The sequence below is a fragment of the Roseovarius sp. A-2 genome, assembly GCF_002072155.1.
Lineage (GTDB): Bacteria > Pseudomonadota > Alphaproteobacteria > Rhodobacterales > Rhodobacteraceae > Roseovarius.
Window position 1 is genome coordinate 407828 of sequence record NZ_BDIY01000001.1, and the last position, 20731, is coordinate 428558.

Below are 20731 nucleotides of genomic sequence, written 5' to 3' on the forward strand. Positions count from 1 at the left end.
GCGGGGCTGGCTTGCATTGGTGCTTCCAACCGACGCTTTGAACGACTAGATAAGCCAATGATATTCCCGGGGGCGATCCATGGACCCCCGTGAAAGGGAGAGACAGACATGCTGAACAATATCGGCCTTCCCGGCCTTCTTCTCATCGCCGTGGTGGTGCTGGTGCTTTTCGGTCGCGGCAAGATTTCCTCGCTGATGGGCGAAGTGGGCAAGGGCATTACTTCGTTCAAGAAAGGCGTCGCCGAGGGCACCAAGGAGCTTGACGACGACTCCCAGTCAGAGGGGGAGGTCGAGACCGCCCGCGACGTGACGCCCGAAGACAAAAAAGACAAGGCCTGATCCGTAAATGTTCGACCTGGGCTGGACCGAGCTTCTGCTCATCGGCATCGTGGCGCTGATCGTCGTGGGCCCCAAGGACCTGCCCGGGATGTTTCAGTCCGTTGGCCAGTTCGTGGGCAAGGCCAAGGGCATGGCGCGTGAATTCAGTCGCGCAATGAATGACGCGGCGGACCAATCCGGCGTGGGTGACATTCAAAAGACCTTCAAGGCCGCGTCCAATCCGATGAAATCGGCGATGGATGAGGTCAAGAAGACGACCGAGAACGCGACGCGCGATCTGACCACGATCGATACGCCCGCGCTGAGCCCCGAGCGGCAGGCGCAGGCCGACAAGATTCGCGAAAAGTCCGCCGAGATGGCTACCGCCCGCCGCGCCGCCGAGGCCGAGGCCAAAGCCGCCGCCGAGGCGCAAGCGACAAACGCGCCCGAGAGTGAATCCGCAAAGCCGAAAGATAAACCCAAGGCTAAGGCCAAGACCAAGACCAGCAAGGCCGCCAAGGCCGAGGACAAGGCATGAGCACCCCCGACGAGATCGAGGATAGCAGCGCGCCGCTGATCGAGCATCTGGCGGAACTGCGCACGCGGCTTATCCATTCGGTGGTGGCCTTCGTCATCGGCATGGTGATCTGTTTCACCGTTGCCACGCCGATCTTCAACTTTCTTACAGCGCCGCTCTGTCAGGTTCTGGCCGAGCGAGGACAGGATTGCGACCTGATCTTCATCTCCCCGCAGGAGGGCTTCTTCGTGGCGATCAAGGTTTCGCTTCTGGGTGGTTTCATCCTCGCCTTTCCCTATATCGCCAATCAGATGTGGCGGTTCGTGGCACCGGGGCTCTACAAATCGGAAAAGGGTGCGTTCCTGCCGTTTCTCGTGGCCTCACCGTTCATGTTCTTCCTCGGCGCCGGCTTCGCGTTTTACGTGGTTACGCCTCTGGCCTATGATTTCTTCCTTGGCTTCCAGCAATTCGGCGGTCAGGGCGAGGTGATCGAGGGTCAGCAGAACGCAGCCCCCCTTTCGGTGGTGTTTCAGGGGTCTGCCCAGGAATATCTCAACCTCACCATCAAGTTCATCGTCGCCTTTGGCCTGTGTTTTCAGCTTCCGGTTCTGCTCACGCTGATGGGCAAGGCCGGGCTGGTCAGCGCGCAGGGCCTGCGCTCGGTGCGCAAATACGCGATGGTGGGCATCCTGGTTCTGGCCGCCTTGGTGACGCCGCCAGACGTTATCACCCAGATCATTCTCTTCGTCGTGGTTTACGGCCTCTACGAGGTGTCGATCCAGCTTGTGCAGCGGGTCGAGAAAAAGCGCGAGGCAGAGCTACGCGAACAGGGGCTGTGGTTTGATGAAGACGAGGATGACGAGATCGTCCCCGATGAAAAGGAGTTGCAGGCCGAATTCGACCGCGACGCCGCCAAGGGCAAGGACAAGGACAAGGACTGAATGACCGCCGACCCGATGGACCGTATCGCCGCCGCGCTGGAGCGGATGGCCCCCGCCCCGCTGACTGCGCCCGATTTCGACACCGCCGATGCCTTTGTCTGGCACGTGTCGCCGGATCGGCTGGAGCCGGTGGGTACGGTCAACGGCGTGGGCATGGACCTGCTTGTAGGCATCGACCGGTCGCGCGATACCCTGCTGGCAAATACGCAGCAATTCGCGCGCGGTCTGTCGGCCAATAACGCGCTCCTCTGGGGGGCGCGTGGCATGGGTAAATCGAGCCTCGTGAAGGCGGTGCATGCCGCCGTGCGGGCCGAGGGGCTACCGCTCAAGATCGTGGAATTGCAGCGCGAGGATCTGCCCTCGGTGGGGCGTCTCTTGAACCTATTGCGCGGGGCGGATGCACGGTTTCTGCTGTTTTGCGACGATCTGAGCTTTGGCCATGACGACCAGCATTACAAGTCGCTGAAGGCGGTTCTGGATGGTGGGATCGAGGGGCGGCCCGACAACGTGGTGTTCTACGCCACCTCGAACCGCCGCCACCTGATGCCGCGCGACATGATCGAGAACGAACGCTCCAGCGCCATCAACCCCTCCGAGGCGGTGGAGGAGAAGGTCTCGCTTTCGGACCGGTTCGGCCTGTGGCTGGGTTTTCACCCTTGCGATCAGGACGAATACCTGTCGATGATCAGGGGCTATTGCGATGCCTACGGGGTCGAGATCGACGACGCCACCCTGCGCGCCGAGGCGATCGAATGGCAGGCCACGCGCGGTGCACGCTCAGGTAGGGTGGCCTGGCAGTATTTCACTGATCTGGCGGGGCGGCGCGGCATTCGCGTCTAAGCGCGCCCCCCCCCCCCGAGGGCGCTCAGCCCGCGACAGAGGCCTTGTGGATCTCGTCGATCGAGGCGGCAATCGTGGCGTTGAACTCCGCATCCGATTGCTGCGCCGATAGCCCTTCGGTCAGTGCGCGGCTGAAGCTCGCGATCACGCCCCGGTTCTGTGCCAGACGCACATTGGCCTCTTCCCGGCTATAGCCACCTGACAGCGCCACCACGCGCAGCACGCGCGGGTGATTGACCAGCATCTCATACAGGTTCGGTGCCTCGGGCAGGGTCAGTTTCAGCATCACCTCCTGATCGTCGGGCAGCGCCTCGAGTTGTGCCAGGATCGCGGAGCGCAACAACTCCTCGGCCTCGGCCTTGTCGGCGATGGAGATGGTCACCTCAGGTTCGATGATCGGCACGAGCCCGTGGCCGAGGATCTGTTGTCCGACCTCGAATTGCTGCGCGACCACGGCCTCGATGCCCGCTTTATTGGCCGCGTCGATCACCGACCGCATCTTGGTGCCGAAAATCCCCGCCTCGACGCCGCGCGCGAGCAGCGCATCGAGTTCCGGCATCGGTTTCATCAGCTTGACGCCGTCGGTCTCGTCGGCCAGCCCCTTATCGACCTTGAGAAACGGCACCACGCCGCGCTCCTGCCAGAGGAAATCCGGCGCGGGTTTGCCGCCAATGTCGCGGTCCATGGTCATCTCGAAAAGGATCGCGCCGAGCACCTTCTCGCCGGTGAAGGCCGGGGCCTGCGCGATCCGTGCGCGCATGGCGTGGATCAGGTCGAACATTTCGGCGTCGGAGGTGTATTCGCTTTCCTCGACACCGTAGAGGCGCAGCGCCTTGGGGGTGGAGCCGCCCGATTGATCGAGCGCTGCGATAAAGCCTTGCCCCTCGCGAAGTTTCTTTCTTTGCTCGGCCTGTGACATGCGATGCCCCCTTTGGTCAGGATGGAGTTTCCGCCGTCTTAGGCGACGGGCGCGCGCCGTGCAATCGTGATGGCGCTAACAGGGGGTGTCCGGGCGGCGGGCCTTTGGATAGTGATGTCGGAACGTCCAAAGAAGGTCTCAGCGCAGCTTCGGCACCCCGCCGGGCAGGGTGTCACGCTCCACCACACCCGCGCGCAAGGACCGGCCGATGCGATGCGCGAGGGCCGACCACGCGGCGGCCTGATCCGGGCGCAACTCAGCGCGCAGGACACTGTCAAATAGGTCGAGCCAGGTGGAGAACATGCCGGGCCGGACATTCCTGGCCTTCACATGTGCAGCCATCGGCGAGCCGTCATAGACCCGCTCATGCAGGATGGAATTGGCCCAGAAATCGGCAACCTTGGCCTCATGCGCGGGCCAGTCATCGACATGCACGGCAAAGACCGGGCCGAGACCGGGATGCCCGCGCACGGCCTCGTAGAACGCCGCGACGACCCGCTCGATCTCGGGGCGGGTGATGTCGAAACGCGGGGGCAGGGCGGTGCTCATGCTCTTTATGTGGCGCGGGATGCGGGCTGAGGCAATCCCCCTTTGTGACTGGGTCGAGCCGAAATCTTCAAAAGATTTCGGAACGCTTTCTTTTCAAGAAAGCGGGGGCTCCCCCTCTGGACGCGTGCCGGGTCCGCGCCTATAAGGCCGGACATGATGAGACGCATCGCGATCATTATTCGAATTACATGCCCGGCGCTCTGACCCCATCGAGCCGCCGGGATTTCAGGCGTTTGAGTCATCGCGCCGCCCCTAAACTCCAGATTTCCAACGCCCCGTGACAAAGGACGTCACCCATGTGTTCTGACATGCCCGACTACAAAGACACCCTGAACCTGCCGCAGACCGAGTTTCCGATGCGCGCAGGCCTGCCCAAGCGCGAACCCGAGTGGCTCGCCCGGTGGGAAGAGATCGGCATCTATGACCGGCTGCGCGAGCGTAACGAGGGCCGCGCGCCATTCACCCTGCACGACGGTCCTCCTTACGCCAACGGCCATCTGCATATCGGCCACGCGCTGAACAAGATCCTTAAGGACATGGTGGTGCGCAGCCAGCAGATGATGGGGCGCGACGCGCGCTATATCCCCGGCTGGGATTGCCACGGGCTGCCCATCGAATGGAAGATCGAGGAACAGTATCGCGCCAAGGGTCTCGACAAGGATAAGGTCAATGTCGTTGATTTCCGGCAGGAATGCCGCAAGTTCGCCGAAGGCTGGATCGACGTGCAGCGGGGTGAGTTCAAGCGGCTGGGGATCACGGGCAAGTGGGACAAGCCGTATCTGACGATGGATTTCCGCGCCGAGCGGATCATCGCGGAGGAGTTCCAGAAATTCCTGATGTCCGGGGTGCTTTATCGAGGCTCCAAGCCGGTGATGTGGTCACCCATCGAAAAGACCGCGCTGGCCGAGGCGGAGGTGGAGTATCACGACAAGGAGAGCTTCACGGTCTGGGTGAAGTTCGAGGTTGTCGATCCGGTCGCAGGCGAGGGCGCAGAACTCAAAAATCGCGATTTGGTTGGCTCGCACGTTGTCATCTGGACCACCACCCCATGGACGATCCCGTCGAACAAGGCCGTGGTTTACGGCGAGGGTATCGATTACGGCCTTTATGAGGTAACGGGCACGCCGGGAGAATGCTGGGCCGATGTTGGAGACCGCTTCATCCTCGCGGATAATCGCGCCGAGGATGTGATGACACGTGCGCGGCTGGAGAAAGAGCATTGGAAACGTGTAAGGGACGTTGACCCCTCTGTCATTTCTCAAGTCAAACACCCGCTTGCCCATGTCGAAGGATCAAACGGCGAATGGGACGACCTGCGCGACTTCCGCGCCGCCGATTTCGTCACCGATGAGGAGGGTACCGGCTTTGTCCATTGTGCGCCCTCGCACGGGATGGAGGAATACGAGCTTTATCGCGGGCTCGGGATGCTCGATCAGGTGATCACCTACAACGTGCTCGATGACGGCTCCTTCCGCCCCGACCTGCCGTTCTTTGGCGGCACGTTCATCCTTGACCGCAAGGGCAAGGAGGGCAACGCGAACAAGGCCGTGATCGACAAGCTGGTGGAGGTCGGCGGGTTGCTGGCACGCGGCAAGATCAAGCACAGCTATCCGCATAGCTGGCGCTCCAAGGCACCGGTGATCTACCGCAACACCCCACAATGGTTCGCTGCCATCGACCGCGCGGTTGGTGACGGGCAGGACGCCTATGGCACCACGATTCGCGAGCGCGCGCTGCGCTCCATTGACGAACTGGTGACATGGACGCCCAAGACCGGGCGCAACCGGCTTTATTCCATGATCGAGGCGCGGCCCGATTGGGTGCTGAGCCGTCAGCGGGCATGGGGTGTGCCGCTGACCTGCTTTGTTAAGAAAGGTGCGCAACCAACGGATCCGGAATACCTTTTGCGAAATGCCGAGGTGAACGCGCGTATTCTCGAGGCGTTCGAGGCCGAGGGTGCGGATGCCTGGTACAAGGACGGCGCGAAGGAGCGGTTCCTCTCTGGCATCGTCGATCCGGAGGTTTGGGAGAAGGTCGACGACATTCTCGACGTGTGGTTCGATTCCGGTTCCACCCATGCCTTTGTGCTGCGCGACCGCGAGGACGGCAGCGCCGACGGCATGGCCGATCTCTATCTTGAAGGCACCGACCAGCATCGCGGCTGGTTTCATTCCTCGATGCTGCAGGCCTGCGGCACCATCGGTCACGCGCCTTACCGAGGTGTGCTGACGCATGGTTTCACGCTGGACGAGAAGGGCAACAAGATGTCCAAATCGCTCGGCAACACCGTCGCCCCCGAGGACGTGACCAAGCAATACGGCGCCGATATCCTGCGGCTCTGGGTGGCGCAGGCGGATTACACCGCCGATTTGCGGATCGGACCGGAGATCCTCAAGGGCGTGGCGGACGGCTATCGCCGCTTGCGCAACACGATGCGCTTCATGCTGGGCGGGCTGAGCCATTTCACTGAGGCGGATCGGGTGAACCCCGCGGAGATGCCGGAGTTGGAGCAGTGGGTGCTGCACCGGCTGGCCGAGCTCGATCACAAGGTCAAGACAGGCTATGAAGCCTATGATTTCCAAGGTGTCTTTCAGCAGATTTTCAACTTCGCCACGATCGAACTGTCGGCCTTTTATTTCGATATCCGCAAGGATGCGCTCTATTGCGATGGCGACACGGCGCGCAGGCGGGCGGCGCGCACGGTGCTTGATCTGCTGTTTCACCGGCTGACAACATGGCTTGCGCCGGTGCTGGTCTTTACCATGGAAGAGGTCTGGCTGGAACGCTTCCCCGGTAAAGACAACTCGGTGCATCTGACCGATATCCCCGACACCCCCGCCGACTGGTTGAACGAACCCCTGGCGGCGAAATGGGCGCAGGTGCGCCAAGCGCGGCGCGTGGTCACGGCGGCCTTGGAAGTGCAGCGCAGCAACAAGGTGATCGGGGCGTCACTGGAGGCGGCCCCCATCGTGCATGTGCGCGACGCCGAGATGCTGACGGCGCTGAAATCGGTCAATTTCGAGGATATCTGCATCACCTCGGACATCACTCTCACCGACACGCCGCGCCCTGATGAGGCGTTTCGCATGCCCGAAGTGGATACGGTCGGCGTGGTCTTTGCCAAGGCGGATGGCGAGAAATGTCAACGCTGCTGGAAGATCCTGCCGGATGTGGGCAGCCACGGCCACACGGGCACCTGCAAACGCTGCGATGCCGCATTGTCCGAGATGAAGACTCAGGCGTAAACGTCTGAAATTTAAGTATTTGGCCATAAAGAAGGCGCAGGCGGGGCTCAGGCCTCGCCGCGTTCTTCGGCCTTGGCGCGGTTCCAGAGCGCGTCCATTTCCGCGAGATCCGATTGATCGGGTGTCTTGCCCGCCTCGGATAACAGCGCCTCGATCCGCTCGAACCGGCGGGTGAATTTGGCATTCGCGTGGCGCAGGGCGGCTTCCGGGCACAGATTCATGTGCCGCGCGAGATTTGCCATGACAAACAGCAGATCGCCGAATTCCTCTTCGACCTTGTCCTGCGTCAGATGCTCTGCAGCCTCGTGCAATTCCTCGACTTCCTCTTGGATCTTGTCGAGCACATGCGAGGCATCCGGCCAGTCAAACCCAACGCGTGCGGCGCGTTTCTGCAATTTGACTGCCCGCAGCAGGGCTGGAAGGCCGAGCGCCACCCCGTCGAGCGTGCCGGATTTCGCCTCGGCCGCGCGCTCGGCGGCCTTGATCGCCTCCCAGTCGCGGGTCTGTTGCTCGGCGCTTTTGTCGCGGCTTTCGGCACCAAAGACATGGGGATGGCGCGCGACCATCTTGTCGGAAATCGCATTGGCCACGTCCTCGACATCAAAGAGGCCGCGATCCTGCGCGATTTGCGCGTGAAAGATCACCTGCAACAGCAGGTCGCCCAGTTCGCCGCGCAGATCAGACCAGTTTTCCTGCGCGATGGCATCGGCAACTTCGTAGGCCTCTTCAATGGTATAGGGTGCGATGCTCGCAAAGTCCTGCTCGATATCCCAGGGGCAGCCCGTCTCGGGATCGCGCAGTCGCGTCATGATGGCGATCAAGCGCGGCATGCCGCCGAAGGGGTCGTGAATGAGCGTGTCGTCAGGCATTGCAGCGGCCTCTGCTTTGGGGTTGAGTGGACCCTGACGCGTGAAGGAAAGGATGTCCAGAGATGGCCGTGATCAACCGCATAGCGGGCTTTGCCGATGAGATGACCGTATGGCGCAGGCATCTGCATGCACATCCGGAAATCGGGTTCGACTGTCACGAGACTGCGGGTTTCGTGGTCGAGCGATTACGGGAGTTCGGCATCACCCAGATCGAGACGGGCATTGCCGAGAGCGGCGTCGTCGCGGTGATCGAGGGGCAGGGCGCGGGCCCCTGCATCGGCTTGCGCGCCGATATGGACGCGCTACCAATGGAGGAGATCACCGGGGTCGAGTATGCCAGCCGACGACCCGGAAAAATGCATGCCTGCGGCCATGACGGGCATACCACCATGCTGCTCGGTGCGGCGAAGTACCTTGCCGAGACACGGAATTTCGCCGGCAAGGTGGTGTTGATCTTTCAGCCCGCCGAAGAGGGCCCGGGCGGCGGGCGCGTGATGGTCGAGGAGGGTATGCTGAACCGTTACGAAGTGGATCAGGTCTATGCGCTTCACACCCTGCCGGGCGCGCCAGCAGGCACGTTCGAGACGACGCCGGGGCCGATCATGGCGGCGGTGGACACGCTGCATGTGGATGTGATCGGGCAAGGCGGGCATGGTGCCTTTCCGCATGAGGCGCGCGATCCGGTGGTCGCCGCCGTGGCCATCGTGCAGGCCATCCAGACGATCGTCACTAGGAATCGTAGCCCCTTGGATGATCTGGTGATTTCGGTCACGCAGATCCATACCGGCAGCGCCGACAACGTCATCCCCGAGAGCGCCTATATCAACGCGACAATCCGGACGTTCAGCCCAGAGGTTCAGGCGATGGTGCATCGGCGTTTGTGCGAGGTGGCCGAGGGCACGGCGGCGGCGCATGGGGTACGCGCCGACGTGCGAATCGACATGGGCTATCCGGCGACGCTGAACGATGCCGACAAGACCGGCTTTGCCGCAGAGGTGGCGCGCGAGGTCGCAGGCGCAGAAGCGGTGATCGCGGATCGCACGCGCGAGATGGGGGCCGAAGATTTTTCCTATATGCTGCAAGAGCGTCCGGGCTGTTATCTGTTCCTGGGCCAAGGCGACGGGCCGGGGCTGCATCATCCGGGGTTCAATTTCAACGATGCGGTGGCCCCGGTCGGCGCATCGTTCTTTGCCCGGATCGTGGAGCGCGCGCAGCCGGTGAACGGAGGGGCGTGATATGGCGCTGGAAGATGCGAAGACACAAGTCGATCAGGCGTTTACGCGCGAAACCTCGCATGGGTTGAGCTATGAGAACACCTTTGGCGGGGCGCTGTCCTTTGCGCGCAGACGCTATTCCAAGGATCTGAGTGGCGTGGATTTGGCGATCACCGGGGTGCCGTTTGATCAGTCGGTGACGAACCGCCCTGGCACGCGGTTGGGGCCGCGCGCCATTCGCGAGGCGAGTGCGTTGCAGGTGTTCGATCCGCCCTATGGCTGGGACGGGTACGACCCGCTCTCAAGCCTCAGCATCGTGGATTATGGCGATCTGGCCTTCGATTACGCCAAGATTTCCGAGTTTCCCGAGGCGTTGATCGCGCATGTCCGGGGCATTCTAGAGGCCGGAGCGGCAACCATCACGCTTGGTGGGGATCACTACATTTCTCTGCCGATTCTAAAGGCTTACGCGGAGAAGTTCGGGCCTGTGGCGCTAGTCCAGTTTGACGCGCATTCCGATACCTGGGTGGATGACGACATGGGGCGGATCGACCATGGCACGATGTTCTACAAGGCGGTGAAACTGGGGCTGATCGACGTGGAACGGTCGGTGCAGGTGGGTATTCGCACGGTGAACCCTGACACAATGGGCATCGCAACCATCGACGCGCGCGAGGTGCATCTGAAGGGCCCGGTCAACACCGCAAGCAAAATCAGAGACATCGTTGGAAATTCTCAGGTATATATGAGCTTCGATATCGACGCTCTGGACCCGGCCTTTGCCCCTGGCACGGGCACACCGGTTTGGGGCGGGCTTACCTCGGCGCAGGCGGCAATTATGCTGCGCGATCTGGCGGGGATCAACCTGCTGGGGGGCGATGTGGTGGAGGTCTCACCGCCCTTCGACACCACCGGGGCGACGGCGATCGCCGGCGCGCATGTGGCGATGGAGATGCTATGCCTCTGGGGCTGGACGCGGCGCTGAGCCGGGCATTCCAATCTTGCGTCATCGCCCGGCTTGGCCGGGCGATCTGTTGGTCGGGAGATCCTCAGGCCAAGCCCGAGGATAACGGGGTGTGCCCGAGGTGGTCTTGCCGTTGATCAGGCGTTGGCTTCGCGGATCTTCTCGGCGGCGGCCTTGTCATAGGTGACGCCGTTCTGCTCGAAGAGCTGGTCCAACTCGCCCGATAGGGTCATTTCGGTGATGATGTCGCAGCCGCCGACGAATTCGCCCTTGACGTAAAGCTGCGGGATGGTCGGCCAGTCTGAGTAATCCTTGATGCCCTGCCGGATTTCCTCATCGGCGAGCACGTTCACATCGGCGAACTCGACGCCCATGTAGTTCAGTACGCCCGCCACGCGGCTGGAGAAGCCGCATTGCGGCATGTCCTTTGTGCCCTTCATGTAGAGCACGACGTCAGAAGATTTCACGGTGTCTTCGATGCGGGATTTTGCGTCGGTCATGTGCGGCTATCCTGTTCGTTTGGGTCTGCGGGATCGGGTTTGACGTGGGCGGTGTCTTCGCCATCGCCGTCGCCGGGGGTGTAGTCCTCAGGGTCGTAGCTTTCCTCATCCTCGGCGATGGCACCTATATGGGTGGTATTTGTTTCAGGGTCATAGGTCAGCCCGTATTCGGCGCGCCCCTCGCGTTTGAAGCGGCTGTATTCCGACCATGTGGCGTAGACGAATATGGCCACGAAGGGCAAGAGAAGGAAAACGACGATGAGGCGGGCATCCAAGACGGGTTACTCCGGTGCCTTCGTAGTCAGGGCAAGGGCATGCACGGCCCCGTTGGGGCCGTCCATCCTGCCCTTGAGCGCGGCATAGACCACGCGTTGTTGCTGCACGCGGTTCTTCCCGCGGAAGCTCTCGTCGATGACCTCGGCGGAGAAGTGGACGCCGTCATCACCCTCGACCCGGATTTGGGCATTGGGCAGGGCGTCGCGTATCAACGCTTCGAGGTCGGAGGCGAGCATAGGCATGGGCATCTCCTTGTCACGGTCTGTTCCTGATTTAGAGCGCGACCGGCCCGAGCGCAAGGGAGCGTGAGGTGAGCAGGAGTTGCCGTTTGCGCTAGATCTCCTCACCCTTCTTCAACAACTCGTCGATGAGCGCGCGTTGCAGCGCGCCGCTATCGCCGCCACCGTATTGCAGCGCTCCGCCCGAGTAGAGCGTGCCGTAGCTCTGAGCGAGGTTCACCACCTGGCCGAGCCCGGAAATGAGCTGGTCCTTTTCCAGCGGTGTCAGGGGGTGGATATAGGCTGACCACAGGATTTCCTTGGCGAAGGCGTAGCGGGCATCGAGGGCGGTGTCGAAATTGGCTTGAAGGATGCGCTGCATGTCCTCAGGCGAGACCTCGTCGGCCTTGGCGACGGGGGTGATGGCGCGCATGCGGTTGGCGGTCTCGTCGGTCACGATGAGCACCTGTACCTCGTTGATGGTGAACTGCCACATGCGGCCGTTGGATTGCGCCTCGGGGTCGAGCGCGCGCACGATCGCGTCGAGCCGGTCGAGCGTCATCGGGCCCTCAGGCGTCACGGCGGGGGCGCTGTCAGCAGGCGCTTCGGGCGCCGCCTCGGGTTCTTGGTCGGTCTCTTGCGCGGCGAGCGTGACCGGCAATAGAAAAAGGCTGGCGAGCAGGATCAGGGGGAGGCGGAGCATCGGCGCGTCCTTTCATGGCGTTGGCCGAGCCTGCCACAGCGCGGGCGGGCACGCCATGCCGCTCCGGAAAACGTGAAAGCCCGTCAGCCGCGCGACAGCCGCGCCGCGCGTCCGCCCCGACGCTTTTTCAGCAATCCGGCACGGTCGGGCAGGGCGGCCATTACCTCGCGCCGCTCGGTGCCGCTCATCTTCGACCAGCGGGTGATCTCGTCGATGGAGCGCAGGCAGCCGGTGCAGATCCGTGCCTCGGGGTGGACCACGCAGATCCGCACGCAGGGGCTTTCGACCTCGTCGCGCTGCCACGGTGTTTCATCCGTCATGTTCTGCCCTCATATGCCTCATCCGGTCCAGCACCCCTTGCAGGATATAGGAGGCGGCAACGCTGTCGATCACCTGAGCGCGACGCTTTCGGGTCGCATCCGCCTCCAGCAGGGCGCGTTCGGCCGCCACGGTCGACAAACGCTCGTCCCAGAAGCCGATCGGCAGGTCGGTCAGCGCGGCCAGATTGCGGGCAAAGGCGCGGGTCGACTGGCACCTTGGCCCCTCGCTGCCATCCATGTTGCGTGGCAGGCCAAGGATCACGCCGCCCACCTCGCGCGCCGCCGCGATCTCCAGCAGGCGCGCCGCGTCGAGGGTGAATTTCCGGCGCTTCACCGTCTCATGCGGGCTGGCCACCGACCAGAGCCGGTCCGATAGCGCGACGCCGATGGTCTTGGTCCCCAGATCGAGGCCCATCACGGCGCGCGCACGCGGCAAGGCGGCGGCGAACCCGGCGACATCCTCGACGATCACTCTGCCACGCCCGCGTTTTCCGCCGCCGCCCGCACGGTGGCAAGACGGCGCGGGAAATCGGCAAAGACCGCCTGCGCCTCGGTCCAGATGCGGCGGGCGCGGTCGGTCTCGCCCAGAACGCCGTAAGCGTTGATCAGTCGCGCCCAGTCCTCGGCGGTGCCACCCTCGTCGGCCAGACGGCCCGCCAGCCCGGCCACCATGCCCCGGATCATCTCCTGCCGGGCCTCGGGGTCCATATCCTCGGCGGCGGCGATATCGCCCGCCGAGGGGCCGGGCGCGGCCTCGGGAGCGGGTAGCTCATAGCGTTCGCCCGCGCGCGCCGCCAGTTCCCCGATACCCGCGCGAATGGGGGCGATCCAGGGCGCGTCAGGCATGCTCTCTTCCAGCAGGTCGCGCCACAGGTGGAAGGCGCGGTCGGGCCGGTCGATCTGCGTCATGTAGAGGCCGAGGTAGAAGCGGGCCGTCGGCGCACGCGGATCGCGCGCGAGGGCAGCGCGCAGCGCGGTCTCTGCGTCGCTCGATACGTAGCCATTCGTGGCATTGATCATCAACTCCGCCAGCGTGGCGTAATCGTCGGCAGTGGCCGACCCGCCCTTCACCTCAATGAGCTGCGCCTGCGCCTTGCGTGCCGCCGCCATATTGCCAAGCGCCGCCTCGCTGCGCACCAGAAAGCGCAGGCCTTGCTGGTCCTCGGGCCGCTCCGCCACCGTCTCGCGCAGCCGCTCGACCAGCGCCATGTAGTCTTCGCTCGTGCCATCGGGCAGGTCGGCTGGCTCGGGCGCGAATCGCTCTTCGGCGGTTGCCTGATCCAGCCGCGCGTCTCGCGCCGCCTCGGAATTTGCGATCCGGGTGGCCATCGGCAGATCGCCGTAACCCGGCGCGCCGATCTGCGAATAGAGCAACACACCGCCACCGGCGATCAGGGCCACCACCCCCCCGGCCATCGCCATCCCGAGTGCCGCCGGTTGACCACCGCTCTCGCCGCCCGCGCGCAACTGTGCATCGGCGGCCAGGATCTTGCGCGACACCTCGGCGCGCAGCCGCTCGGCATCCTCGGACTCCAGCACGCCGCGCTTGAGGTCGCGCTCGATCTCGCGCAGCTGATCGCGGTAAACGTCGAGGTCATAGGCCGCGGGCGGAGCCTCGCCCACCCGGCCCCGCATCAGCGTCAGCCCCAATATGGTGCCGACCCCGATCGCAAGGGCCGCCACGATGATCCAGAATGCCATGCTCTCTCCTCGGGTGACTGCCCCCATGTAACGACCCGCAGCCGCGGAAAAAAGAGGTATGTGGTCACTTGGCCGTGGGCCGCCCGCGCCGCGATGTCGCAATGTCGCTATTGATACGGAAATCGCCGCCCGGAGTATCCTTTCGCTCGGCCTTACGTCGCATTACGATGCCAGCCGCAAGCCTATTGCGAATCCTCCAAGCCCGAGAGCGCGCATGAAACACTATTCCGCCTTTGCCGTCGCCCGCGAAGCCCTGCGTTACCACATGGGGTGGGAGCGCGCCTGGGCCTCGCCCGAACCGAAGAAGAAATACGATGTCATCATCGTGGGCGCGGGCGGGCACGGGCTCGCCACCGCCTATTACCTCGGCAAGAATTTCGGCATCACCAATGTCGCAATCCTTGAAAAGGGCTGGCTGGGGGGCGGTAACACGGGGCGCAACACCACGATCATCCGCTCCAACTACCTGCAGGACCCTTCGGCGGCGATCTACGAGAAATCGCGCTCGCTCTACGAGACGCTGAGCCAGGATTTCAACTACAACATCATGTATTCGCCCCGTGGCGTGATCATGCTGGCGCAGACCGAGCACGAGGTGCGCGGCTATCAGCGTACGGCCCATGCCAACGCCCTGCAAGGCGTCACGACCGAGTTCATCTCGCCCGCCCGCGTCAAGGAAATCGTGCCGATCATCAATCTCGACGGGCCGCGCTACCCGGTGCTGGGCGGCCTTTGGCAGGCCCGCGGCGGCACGGCGCGCCACGATGCTGTGGCCTGGGGCTATGCCCGGGCCTGCTCGGCCATGGGCATGCACATCATCCAGAAATGCGAAGTGACCGGCATTTCCCGCGAGGGCAGCAAGGTCACCGGTGTCACCACCAATCGCGGCGACATCGCCTGTGACAAGCTGGGGCTGGTCGTGGCCGGTCACTCGGGCCATCTTGCCGAAATGGCCGGCTTCCGCCTGCCGATCGAATCCGTCGCCCTTCAGGCGCTGGTGTCAGAGCCGATCAAGCCCTGCATGGATTGCGTCGTCATGGCCAACACCGTGCATGGCTACATGAGCCAGTCCGACAAGGGCGAGATGGTCATCGGCGGCGGCACCGACGGCTATAACAACTACACGCAGCGCGGCTCTTTCCACCATATCGAGGAAACCGTGCGCGCGCTGGTCGAGACCTTCCCGATGGTCGCGCGGCTCAAGATGCTGCGCCAATGGGGCGGGATCGTGGACGTGACCGGCGACCGCTCGCCGATCCTCAGCAAAACGCCGGTCGATGGCATCTTCATCAATTGCGGCTGGGGCACCGGCGGCTTCAAGGCCATCCCCGGCTCCGGCTGGGGCTTTGCCGAACTGATGGCCAAGGGCCACTCGCCGCTCTGCGACGAGTTCGGCCTCGACCGGTTCTATCAGGGCCGGTTTATTGATGAGTCAGTGGCTGCGGGGGTGGCGCATTGAACAAGATCAACCAAGTAGAAGTAGGAACATTGCACGGCGTGCTATTTCGACAAATGGCTCTCGTGATCTTTTTTCTATTTTTGCTTCTTCTTGGATACCTAGCCCAGAAGCAGTGTGCTTTGGGAATAGACGACTGGTTTGCAAGATCAGGAGCTATTGTCGTTGGCCTCGTCATAGCATCTCAGTCGTTAGATGCGGCATTTGGTTGGTTCTCAGGTTTTCGCCAAACCAATTTGGCACCGCACTTTGCAAGCTATATTCCTAGAAATCGGTTTGCGATTTTTGGAGCGTTCTTCGCTGTTTTAGCCACGTTTGTGTGGGGCTTCGGCGATTTGATGTTGGAACCAGGGGAAACAATGACATGCTGATCCTCACCTGCCCCTGCTGCGGCGTTACGGGCGAAGAGACCGAATTTCACCAGGGCGGCGAGGCGCATCTGACGCGCCACGGCCCCGGCGCGTCGGATGATGAGTTTCACACCTATATGTTCGCCAAGGAAAACCCCAAAGGCGTGCATTTCGAGCGGTGGCGGCACAACAATGGCTGCGGCAAGTGGTTTCACGCCGCCCGCGATACCATGACGCTGGAGGTCTACGGCACATACCCCGCCCAAACGCTGGAGCCGCCGCAGGAGATCCGTGACGCGATCACCGCCAAGCGCCCCGGCTGGACATGGCGGGAATTCGCATGACCTTTCACTGTTCCAAAAATACTCAATCCACAACGCCCGCCCCAAGGGCCCGAGGGTTCAAGACATGAGCACACGTCTGGCCAAGACTGGTCGCCTCGTCGATCACAGCCGCGCCATCGAATTCACCTTCAACGGCAAGCGCCTGAAGGGCCATCCCGGCGACACGCTCGCCTCGGCGCTTCTGGCCAATGACCAGATGCTGGTGGGCCGGTCGTTCAAATACCACCGCCCGCGCGGCATCGTGGCCTCTGGCGCGGAAGAGCCCAACGCGCTTGTCGGTTTGGGCGAGGGCACCCGGTTCGAGCCCAACCAGCGTGTCACCACGACCGAATTGTTCGACGGGCTGACCTGCATCAGTCAGAACCACTGGCCGAGCCTCGATTTCGACATCGGCGCGGTCAACACCCACCTGTCGCGCTTCCTGCCTGCGGGCTTTTACTACAAGATGTTCATCCACCCGCGCCCGTTCTGGAAGCATGTGTATGAGCCGTTCATCCGTCAATCGGCGGGTCTGGGCAAAGCGTCCAATCCCGGCGATCCGGACCGGTATGAGCATTTCTATTACTTCTGCGATGTGCTGGTGGTGGGCGGCGGCGTGGCCGGTCTGCAAGCGGCACTTGCGGCGGCCGAGGCCGGATCAAAGGTCATGCTGATCGAGCAGACGGCCCATTGGGGTGGCCGCGCGCCTGTCGATGGCGGCGAGGTCGAGGGCCAGCCCGTTGCGGACTGGATCACCGCCACTCTTGCAAAACTGCAAGACATGCCCAATGTCACCCTGCGCAATCGTTGCATGGGTGCAGGGGTCTACGATCACGGCTATGCGCTCGGCTACGAGCGTGTCGCCGATCACACCCCCGGCAGTGACGCGCCGCGCCACCGTCTGTGGCGTATTCGCGCGGGCCAGATCGTGACCGCCACCGGGGCCATCGAACGCCCGCTCAGTTTCGCGGGCAACGACATCCCCGGCGTCATGCTCGCGTCGGCGATCCGCGATTACGCGATCGATTTCGGCGTCTCCGTCGGCGACCGCACCGTGGTCGTCACCAACAATGACGACGCTTACCGCACCGCCATCACGCTCAAGCAGCTTGGCCTCGAAATCCCCGTCATCCTCGACGCCCGTCAATCGGGCGGCGGTGCCCTGGCCGATGAGGCGCGCGCGCTTGGCATCCGCGTCGAGAACGGCAAGGGCATCGCCAAGGTCAAGGGCGGCAAGCGCGTCGAAGGCGTGGCCATCTGCGCGCAGGCGGGCGAAGGCGCGGTGCTGGAAGAGATCAAGTGCGACGCGGTTGCGATGTCCGGCGGCTGGTCGCCGGTGGTGCATCTGTGGTCGCATTGCGGCGGCAAGCTGATCTGGGACGAGGCACAGGCCCATTTCCGCCCCGACCGCGCCAATCCGCCGAAAGGGGCCAAGGGCGAGGGGTTCGTGATCCCCGCCGGTGCCGCCAATGGCACGGGTGATCTGGCCAGCGTCGTCGCTGACGCGCATGAGGCCGGGCAGGCGGCGGCCAAGGCCATGGGCCGTAAACCCAAGGGCAAGGCCCCTGAGGCCAGCACTTCGGTGGAGGCCCCGATGCAACCCGTCTGGCTTATGCCACAGGGCGCGGGCATCAAGCTGCGGATGAAATCCTGGCTCGATTACCAGAACGACGTGAAGGTATCGGACGTGCAACTCGCCGCGCGCGAGGGCTACGAAAGCGTCGAACACGCCAAGCGCTACACCACGCTCGGCATGGCCACGGATCAGGGCAAGCTGAGCAATATAAACGGCTTGGCGATCCTGTCGGATGCGCTGAACCAGCCCATTCCGCAGACCGGCACCACCACTTTCCGCCCGCCATATACGCCGATTTCGCTGTCGTCGATCGCGGGCGAGGCCAAGGGCGAGATTTTCCAGCCCATTCGCAAGACACCGATGCATGGCTGGCACGAGGCGCATGGCGCGGATTTCGAGCCGGTCGGCCAATGGCGCCGCCCCTATTGCTTCCTCAGGGGCGAGGAGGGCCGCCACGAGGCCGTCAACCGCGAGATCAAACAAACCCGGGCCAGCCTCGCTCTGCTCGACGCCTCGACCCTTGGCAAGATCATCGTCAAAGGTGCGGATGCGGGCCGCTTCATGGACATGCTCTACACCAACATGATGTCGACGCTGAAGCCTGGACGCTGCCGCTATGGCCTGATGTGCAACGAGAACGGCTTTCTGATGGATGACGGCGTGGTCGCGCGGCTGGATGAGGACACGTTCCTTGTCCACACCACCACGGGTGGGGCAGAGTCGATCCATGGCCACATGGAAGACTGGCTGCAATGCGAATGGTGGGACTGGAAGGTCTATACCGCCAACGTCACCGAGCAATATGCGCAGGTGGGCGTCGCGGGGCCGAACTCCCGCAAGGTGATCGAAAAGCTGACCGAGGACGATATCAGCGCCGATGCGCTGACCTTTATGGGCTGGAGCGAGATCACTGTCGCAGGCATTCCCGCGCGCGTCTTCCGCATTTCCTTCGCCGGTGAACTGAGTTTCGAGCTTTCGGTGCCTGCAAGCCATGGTCGCGCCCTTTGGGACGCGCTGCTGGAGGCGGGTGAGGAATATGGCGTCATGCCCTACGGGACCGAGGCGATGCACGTGATGCGCGCCGAGAAGGGGTTCATCATGATAGGGGACGAGACGGATGGCACGGTCATCCCGCAGGACCTGAACATGGACTGGGCGATTTCCAAGAAGAAAGAGGATTATCTCGGCAAGCGTGCGCAGGAGCGTAGCCACATGGCTGATCCCAATCGCTGGAAACTGGTGGGGCTGGAGACGCTCGACGGCTCCGTCCTTCCCGATGGCGCCTACGCCACGGCACCGGGCACCAACGCCAACGGTCAGCGCAACACCCAAGGGCGCGTGACCTCCACCTACCACTCGCCCACGCTCGGGCGCGGCATCGCCATGGGGCTGGTCCACAACGGCCCGGACCGCATGGGCGAGGTGCTGGAGTTTCCAAAGGTCGACGGCGGTATCGTGAAAGCGAAGATCGTCGATCAGGTGTTTTACGACAAGGACGGGGAGAAGCAGAATGTCTGAGGCCGTCACCCCCCTGAACGGGGCCCGCGTCAACGGGCTCGCAACCATCGCGGATGCGGGCCTGACCGGCATGATCACCCTGCGGGGCGATCTGTCGTCCGCCGAGGTCAAGGCCGCCGTGCAAAAGGCCACCGGCCTCGACGTGCCTGCACAGCGTCAGGCGCTGAGCGGGCAGGGGGCTGCCGCACTCTGGATGTCGCCGGACGAACTCTTGCTGATCTGCGACTATGACGGGGTGGCCGAGACGATTGCCACGCTGGAAGAGGCGCTCAGGGGCCAGCATTTCCTCGCCGTCAACGTCTCGGACGCGCGCACCTACCTGCACGTCTCGGGCACCGGCGCGCGTGAAATCCTGGCCAAGCTTTGCCCGGTGGACCTCTCGCCGGAGGCCTTCACCCCCGGCATGTTCCGGCGCACCCGCATGGCGCAGGTGCCCGCCGCGTTCTGGCTGGATGAGGCGGGCACGTTTCACCTCATCTGCTTCCGCTCGGTGGCCGACTATGCCTTCAACCTGCTGAAAACAGCGGCCTTGCCGGGCGGCGAGGTGGGCGTCTACGGCTGACCTCCGTCATTCCCGACAGAAAAACTCCGGCCCGCAGGGTTGACCTTTGCCCAATCCGCCCACCATGTAAGGACATCGGATTTCAACACCAACGAACAGGGGGCATACCCATGGCTTTCGAACTTCCCGACCTTCCGTATTCGCACGATGCGCTCGCTGATCACGGCATGAGCCGCGAGACGCTGGAATACCACCACGACATCCACCACAAGGCCTATGTCGACAATGGCAACAAGGCCGTCGCTGGCACCGAGTGGGAGGGCAAATCGGTCGAAGAGATCATCAAGGGCACCTATGATCCCAAGGCCGTCGCGCAGTCGGGCATCTTCAACAACGCCTCGCAATACTGGAACCACAATCAGTTCTGGGAGATGATGGCACCCGGCGGTACCGGCATGCCGAGCGAGCTGGAAAAGGCGATCAACGAAAGCTTTGGTTCGCTCGACAAGTTCAAGGAAGATTTCGCCGCCGCAGGGGCCGGGCAGTTCGGCTCGGGCTGGGCGTGGCTTGTGAAGGACACTGATGGCGCGCTGAAAGTGACCAAGACCGAGAACGGCGTGAACCCGCTCTGCTTCGGTCAGACAGCACTTCTGGGCTGTGACGTATGGGAGCATTCCTACTACATCGACTTCCGCAATAAACGGCCGGCCTACCTGCAGAACTTCCTCGACAATCTGGTGAACTGGGAAAACGTCGCGTCGCGCATGTGATCCGGTCCTGACCCGATCGCAGAAGGCCCGCCAACCGGCGGGCCTTCTTGTTTTGGCGCGACGCGATAGGGCTTTGATCCAATGTGATTTTCTGACGGAACCTATAGGCTGTTCATACGTTTTAACGATGACGCAATGACAA

The 20731-nt window shown here is 63.1% G+C and carries 23 protein-coding genes; 13 read left to right on the forward strand and 10 right to left on the reverse strand.

Annotated features, from left to right (window positions below; translation table 11 throughout):
• Nucleotides 1–108 precede the first annotated feature (108 nt).
• From BHD06_RS02045 to BHD06_RS02060, 4 genes are read left to right on the forward strand one after another with little or no spacing between them, the layout of a single operon-like run.
• Nucleotides 109–339, forward strand: coding sequence for a twin-arginine translocase TatA/TatE family subunit (locus BHD06_RS02045; protein ID WP_080455297.1), 231 nt, complete (start codon nt 109–111; stop codon nt 337–339).
• Between the two features lie 7 nt (nt 340–346).
• Nucleotides 347–856, forward strand: a complete 510-nt coding sequence (tatB, locus tag BHD06_RS02050) for a Sec-independent protein translocase protein TatB (RefSeq protein WP_080455298.1) — start codon at nt 347–349, stop codon at nt 854–856.
• On the forward strand, nt 853–1776 hold the full coding sequence (gene tatC, locus BHD06_RS02055; protein ID WP_080455299.1) for a twin-arginine translocase subunit TatC: 924 nt from the start codon (nt 853–855) through the stop codon (nt 1774–1776). The genes tatB and tatC overlap by 4 nt, the downstream gene beginning before the upstream one ends.
• Complete coding sequence (locus BHD06_RS02060; RefSeq protein ID WP_080455300.1) at nt 1777–2616, forward strand: ATP-binding protein; 840 nt, start codon at nt 1777–1779, stop codon at nt 2614–2616. It abuts the gene before it with no gap.
• Nucleotides 2617–2641: 25 nt separating this feature from the next.
• Here the strand turns inward: BHD06_RS02060 and BHD06_RS02065 are convergent, their stop codons facing one another.
• Nucleotides 2642–3535 carry a fructose bisphosphate aldolase gene (locus BHD06_RS02065; RefSeq protein WP_080455301.1) on the reverse strand — a complete coding sequence of 298 codons (894 nt, stop codon included), beginning with the start codon at nt 3533–3535 and terminating at the stop codon, nt 2642–2644.
• A gap of 138 nt (nt 3536–3673) precedes the next feature.
• Complete coding sequence (locus BHD06_RS02070; RefSeq protein WP_080455302.1) at nt 3674–4084, reverse strand: group III truncated hemoglobin; 411 nt, start codon at nt 4082–4084, stop codon at nt 3674–3676.
• A 296-nt stretch (nt 4085–4380) separates the two neighbouring features.
• Between BHD06_RS02070 and ileS the strand changes: the two genes are divergently transcribed.
• Entirely contained in the window at nt 4381–7329 is a 2949-nt protein-coding gene (ileS, locus tag BHD06_RS02075; protein ID WP_080455303.1) for an isoleucine--tRNA ligase, read from the forward strand.
• 47 nt (nt 7330–7376) lie between these two features.
• Here the strand turns inward: ileS and mazG are convergent, their stop codons facing one another.
• A complete protein-coding gene (mazG, locus tag BHD06_RS02080) occupies nt 7377–8198 on the reverse strand; it encodes a nucleoside triphosphate pyrophosphohydrolase (protein WP_080455304.1) in 822 nt (273 codons plus the stop codon).
• 62 nt (nt 8199–8260) lie between these two features.
• Here mazG and BHD06_RS02085 point away from each other — a divergent pair, with 62 nt between their 5' ends.
• On the forward strand, nt 8261–9433 hold the full coding sequence (locus BHD06_RS02085) for a M20 aminoacylase family protein (RefSeq protein WP_080455305.1): 1173 nt from the start codon (nt 8261–8263) through the stop codon (nt 9431–9433).
• A gap of 1 nt (nt 9434) precedes the next feature.
• The gene (speB, locus tag BHD06_RS02090; protein WP_080455306.1) at nt 9435–10397 is read left to right on the forward strand and encodes an agmatinase; all 963 of its coding nucleotides are present in this window, start codon (nt 9435–9437) and stop codon (nt 10395–10397) included.
• A 116-nt stretch (nt 10398–10513) separates the two neighbouring features.
• Here speB and grxD read toward each other — a convergent pair whose 3' ends face one another.
• The 7 genes from grxD to ccmI form a co-directional block, all read right to left on the reverse strand.
• Complete coding sequence (gene grxD, locus BHD06_RS02095; RefSeq protein WP_080455307.1) at nt 10514–10876, reverse strand: Grx4 family monothiol glutaredoxin; 363 nt, start codon at nt 10874–10876, stop codon at nt 10514–10516.
• Nucleotides 10873–11151 carry a hypothetical protein gene (locus BHD06_RS02100; protein WP_254892275.1) on the reverse strand — a complete coding sequence of 93 codons (279 nt, stop codon included), beginning with the start codon at nt 11149–11151 and terminating at the stop codon, nt 10873–10875. The genes grxD and BHD06_RS02100 overlap by 4 nt, the downstream gene beginning before the upstream one ends.
• Nucleotides 11152–11157: 6 nt before the next feature.
• Entirely contained in the window at nt 11158–11394 is a 237-nt protein-coding gene (locus tag BHD06_RS02105; RefSeq protein ID WP_080455308.1) for a BolA family protein, read from the reverse strand.
• Between the two features lie 91 nt (nt 11395–11485).
• Nucleotides 11486–12073, reverse strand: coding sequence for a hypothetical protein (locus BHD06_RS02110; protein ID WP_080455309.1), 588 nt, complete (start codon nt 12071–12073; stop codon nt 11486–11488).
• A gap of 83 nt (nt 12074–12156) precedes the next feature.
• Nucleotides 12157–12393 (reverse strand): DUF1289 domain-containing protein, encoded by a 237-nt coding sequence (locus tag BHD06_RS02115; RefSeq protein ID WP_080455310.1) that lies wholly within the window; start codon nt 12391–12393, stop codon nt 12157–12159.
• Nucleotides 12383–12808 (reverse strand): Holliday junction resolvase RuvX, encoded by a 426-nt coding sequence (gene ruvX, locus BHD06_RS02120; protein ID WP_217805639.1) that lies wholly within the window; start codon nt 12806–12808, stop codon nt 12383–12385. Before ruvX ends, BHD06_RS02115 begins: the two co-directional genes overlap by 11 nt.
• Nucleotides 12809–12861: 53 nt before the next feature.
• A complete protein-coding gene (ccmI, locus tag BHD06_RS02125; RefSeq protein WP_080455311.1) occupies nt 12862–14094 on the reverse strand; it encodes a c-type cytochrome biogenesis protein CcmI in 1233 nt (410 codons plus the stop codon).
• A gap of 214 nt (nt 14095–14308) precedes the next feature.
• Between ccmI and BHD06_RS02130 the strand changes: the two genes are divergently transcribed.
• From BHD06_RS02130 to BHD06_RS02150, 6 genes are all read left to right on the forward strand, one after another.
• On the forward strand, nt 14309–15553 hold the full coding sequence (locus tag BHD06_RS02130; protein ID WP_080455312.1) for a sarcosine oxidase subunit beta family protein: 1245 nt from the start codon (nt 14309–14311) through the stop codon (nt 15551–15553).
• Nucleotides 15550–15921: a hypothetical protein gene (locus BHD06_RS22880; protein ID WP_139784612.1), complete on the forward strand. Its 372-nt coding sequence runs from the start codon at nt 15550–15552 to the stop codon at nt 15919–15921. The genes BHD06_RS02130 and BHD06_RS22880 overlap by 4 nt, the downstream gene beginning before the upstream one ends.
• Nucleotides 15915–16244 carry a sarcosine oxidase subunit delta gene (locus BHD06_RS02135; protein WP_080455313.1) on the forward strand — a complete coding sequence of 110 codons (330 nt, stop codon included), beginning with the start codon at nt 15915–15917 and terminating at the stop codon, nt 16242–16244. The genes BHD06_RS22880 and BHD06_RS02135 overlap by 7 nt, the downstream gene beginning before the upstream one ends.
• Before the next feature lie 64 nt (nt 16245–16308).
• Nucleotides 16309–19317 (forward strand): sarcosine oxidase subunit alpha family protein, encoded by a 3009-nt coding sequence (locus BHD06_RS02140; RefSeq protein ID WP_080455314.1) that lies wholly within the window; start codon nt 16309–16311, stop codon nt 19315–19317.
• Nucleotides 19310–19879 carry a sarcosine oxidase subunit gamma gene (locus tag BHD06_RS02145; RefSeq protein ID WP_080455315.1) on the forward strand — a complete coding sequence of 190 codons (570 nt, stop codon included), beginning with the start codon at nt 19310–19312 and terminating at the stop codon, nt 19877–19879. Before BHD06_RS02140 ends, BHD06_RS02145 begins: the two co-directional genes overlap by 8 nt.
• Before the next feature lie 110 nt (nt 19880–19989).
• A complete protein-coding gene (locus BHD06_RS02150) occupies nt 19990–20589 on the forward strand; it encodes a superoxide dismutase (RefSeq protein ID WP_080455316.1) in 600 nt (199 codons plus the stop codon).
• Nucleotides 20590–20731 lie beyond the last annotated feature (142 nt).

Excerpts from the sequence above, each read along its gene's own strand:
- BHD06_RS02110 (WP_080455309.1), bottom strand. The coding sequence starts at position 12,073 with ATGCTCCGCCTCCCCCTGATCCTGCTCGCCAGCCTTTTTCTATTGCCG.
- ruvX (WP_217805639.1), bottom strand. The coding sequence starts at position 12,808 with ATGGGCCTCGATCTGGGGACCAAGACCATCGGCGTCGCGCTATCGGAC.
- BHD06_RS02130 (WP_080455312.1), top strand. The coding sequence starts at position 14,309 with ATGAAACACTATTCCGCCTTTGCCGTCGCCCGCGAAGCCCTGCGTTAC.
- BHD06_RS02045 (WP_080455297.1), top strand. The coding sequence starts at position 109 with ATGCTGAACAATATCGGCCTTCCCGGCCTTCTTCTCATCGCCGTGGTG.
- BHD06_RS02115 (WP_080455310.1), bottom strand. The coding sequence starts at position 12,393 with ATGACGGATGAAACACCGTGGCAGCGCGACGAGGTCGAAAGCCCCTGC.
- mazG (WP_080455304.1), bottom strand. The coding sequence starts at position 8,198 with ATGCCTGACGACACGCTCATTCACGACCCCTTCGGCGGCATGCCGCGC.
- BHD06_RS02070 (WP_080455302.1), bottom strand. The coding sequence starts at position 4,084 with ATGAGCACCGCCCTGCCCCCGCGTTTCGACATCACCCGCCCCGAGATC.
- BHD06_RS02140 (WP_080455314.1), top strand. The coding sequence starts at position 16,309 with ATGAGCACACGTCTGGCCAAGACTGGTCGCCTCGTCGATCACAGCCGC.
- ileS (WP_080455303.1), top strand. The coding sequence starts at position 4,381 with ATGTGTTCTGACATGCCCGACTACAAAGACACCCTGAACCTGCCGCAG.
- tatB (WP_080455298.1), top strand. The coding sequence starts at position 347 with ATGTTCGACCTGGGCTGGACCGAGCTTCTGCTCATCGGCATCGTGGCG.
- BHD06_RS02065 (WP_080455301.1), bottom strand. The coding sequence starts at position 3,535 with ATGTCACAGGCCGAGCAAAGAAAGAAACTTCGCGAGGGGCAAGGCTTT.
- grxD (WP_080455307.1), bottom strand. The coding sequence starts at position 10,876 with ATGACCGACGCAAAATCCCGCATCGAAGACACCGTGAAATCTTCTGAC.
- speB (WP_080455306.1), top strand. The coding sequence starts at position 9,435 with ATGGCGCTGGAAGATGCGAAGACACAAGTCGATCAGGCGTTTACGCGC.
- BHD06_RS02145 (WP_080455315.1), top strand. The coding sequence starts at position 19,310 with ATGTCTGAGGCCGTCACCCCCCTGAACGGGGCCCGCGTCAACGGGCTC.
- BHD06_RS02085 (WP_080455305.1), top strand. The coding sequence starts at position 8,261 with ATGGCCGTGATCAACCGCATAGCGGGCTTTGCCGATGAGATGACCGTA.
- ccmI (WP_080455311.1), bottom strand. The coding sequence starts at position 14,094 with ATGGCATTCTGGATCATCGTGGCGGCCCTTGCGATCGGGGTCGGCACC.
- BHD06_RS02150 (WP_080455316.1), top strand. The coding sequence starts at position 19,990 with ATGGCTTTCGAACTTCCCGACCTTCCGTATTCGCACGATGCGCTCGCT.
- BHD06_RS02060 (WP_080455300.1), top strand. The coding sequence starts at position 1,777 with ATGACCGCCGACCCGATGGACCGTATCGCCGCCGCGCTGGAGCGGATG.
- tatC (WP_080455299.1), top strand. The coding sequence starts at position 853 with ATGAGCACCCCCGACGAGATCGAGGATAGCAGCGCGCCGCTGATCGAG.
- BHD06_RS02135 (WP_080455313.1), top strand. The coding sequence starts at position 15,915 with ATGCTGATCCTCACCTGCCCCTGCTGCGGCGTTACGGGCGAAGAGACC.
- BHD06_RS02105 (WP_080455308.1), bottom strand. The coding sequence starts at position 11,394 with ATGCCTATGCTCGCCTCCGACCTCGAAGCGTTGATACGCGACGCCCTG.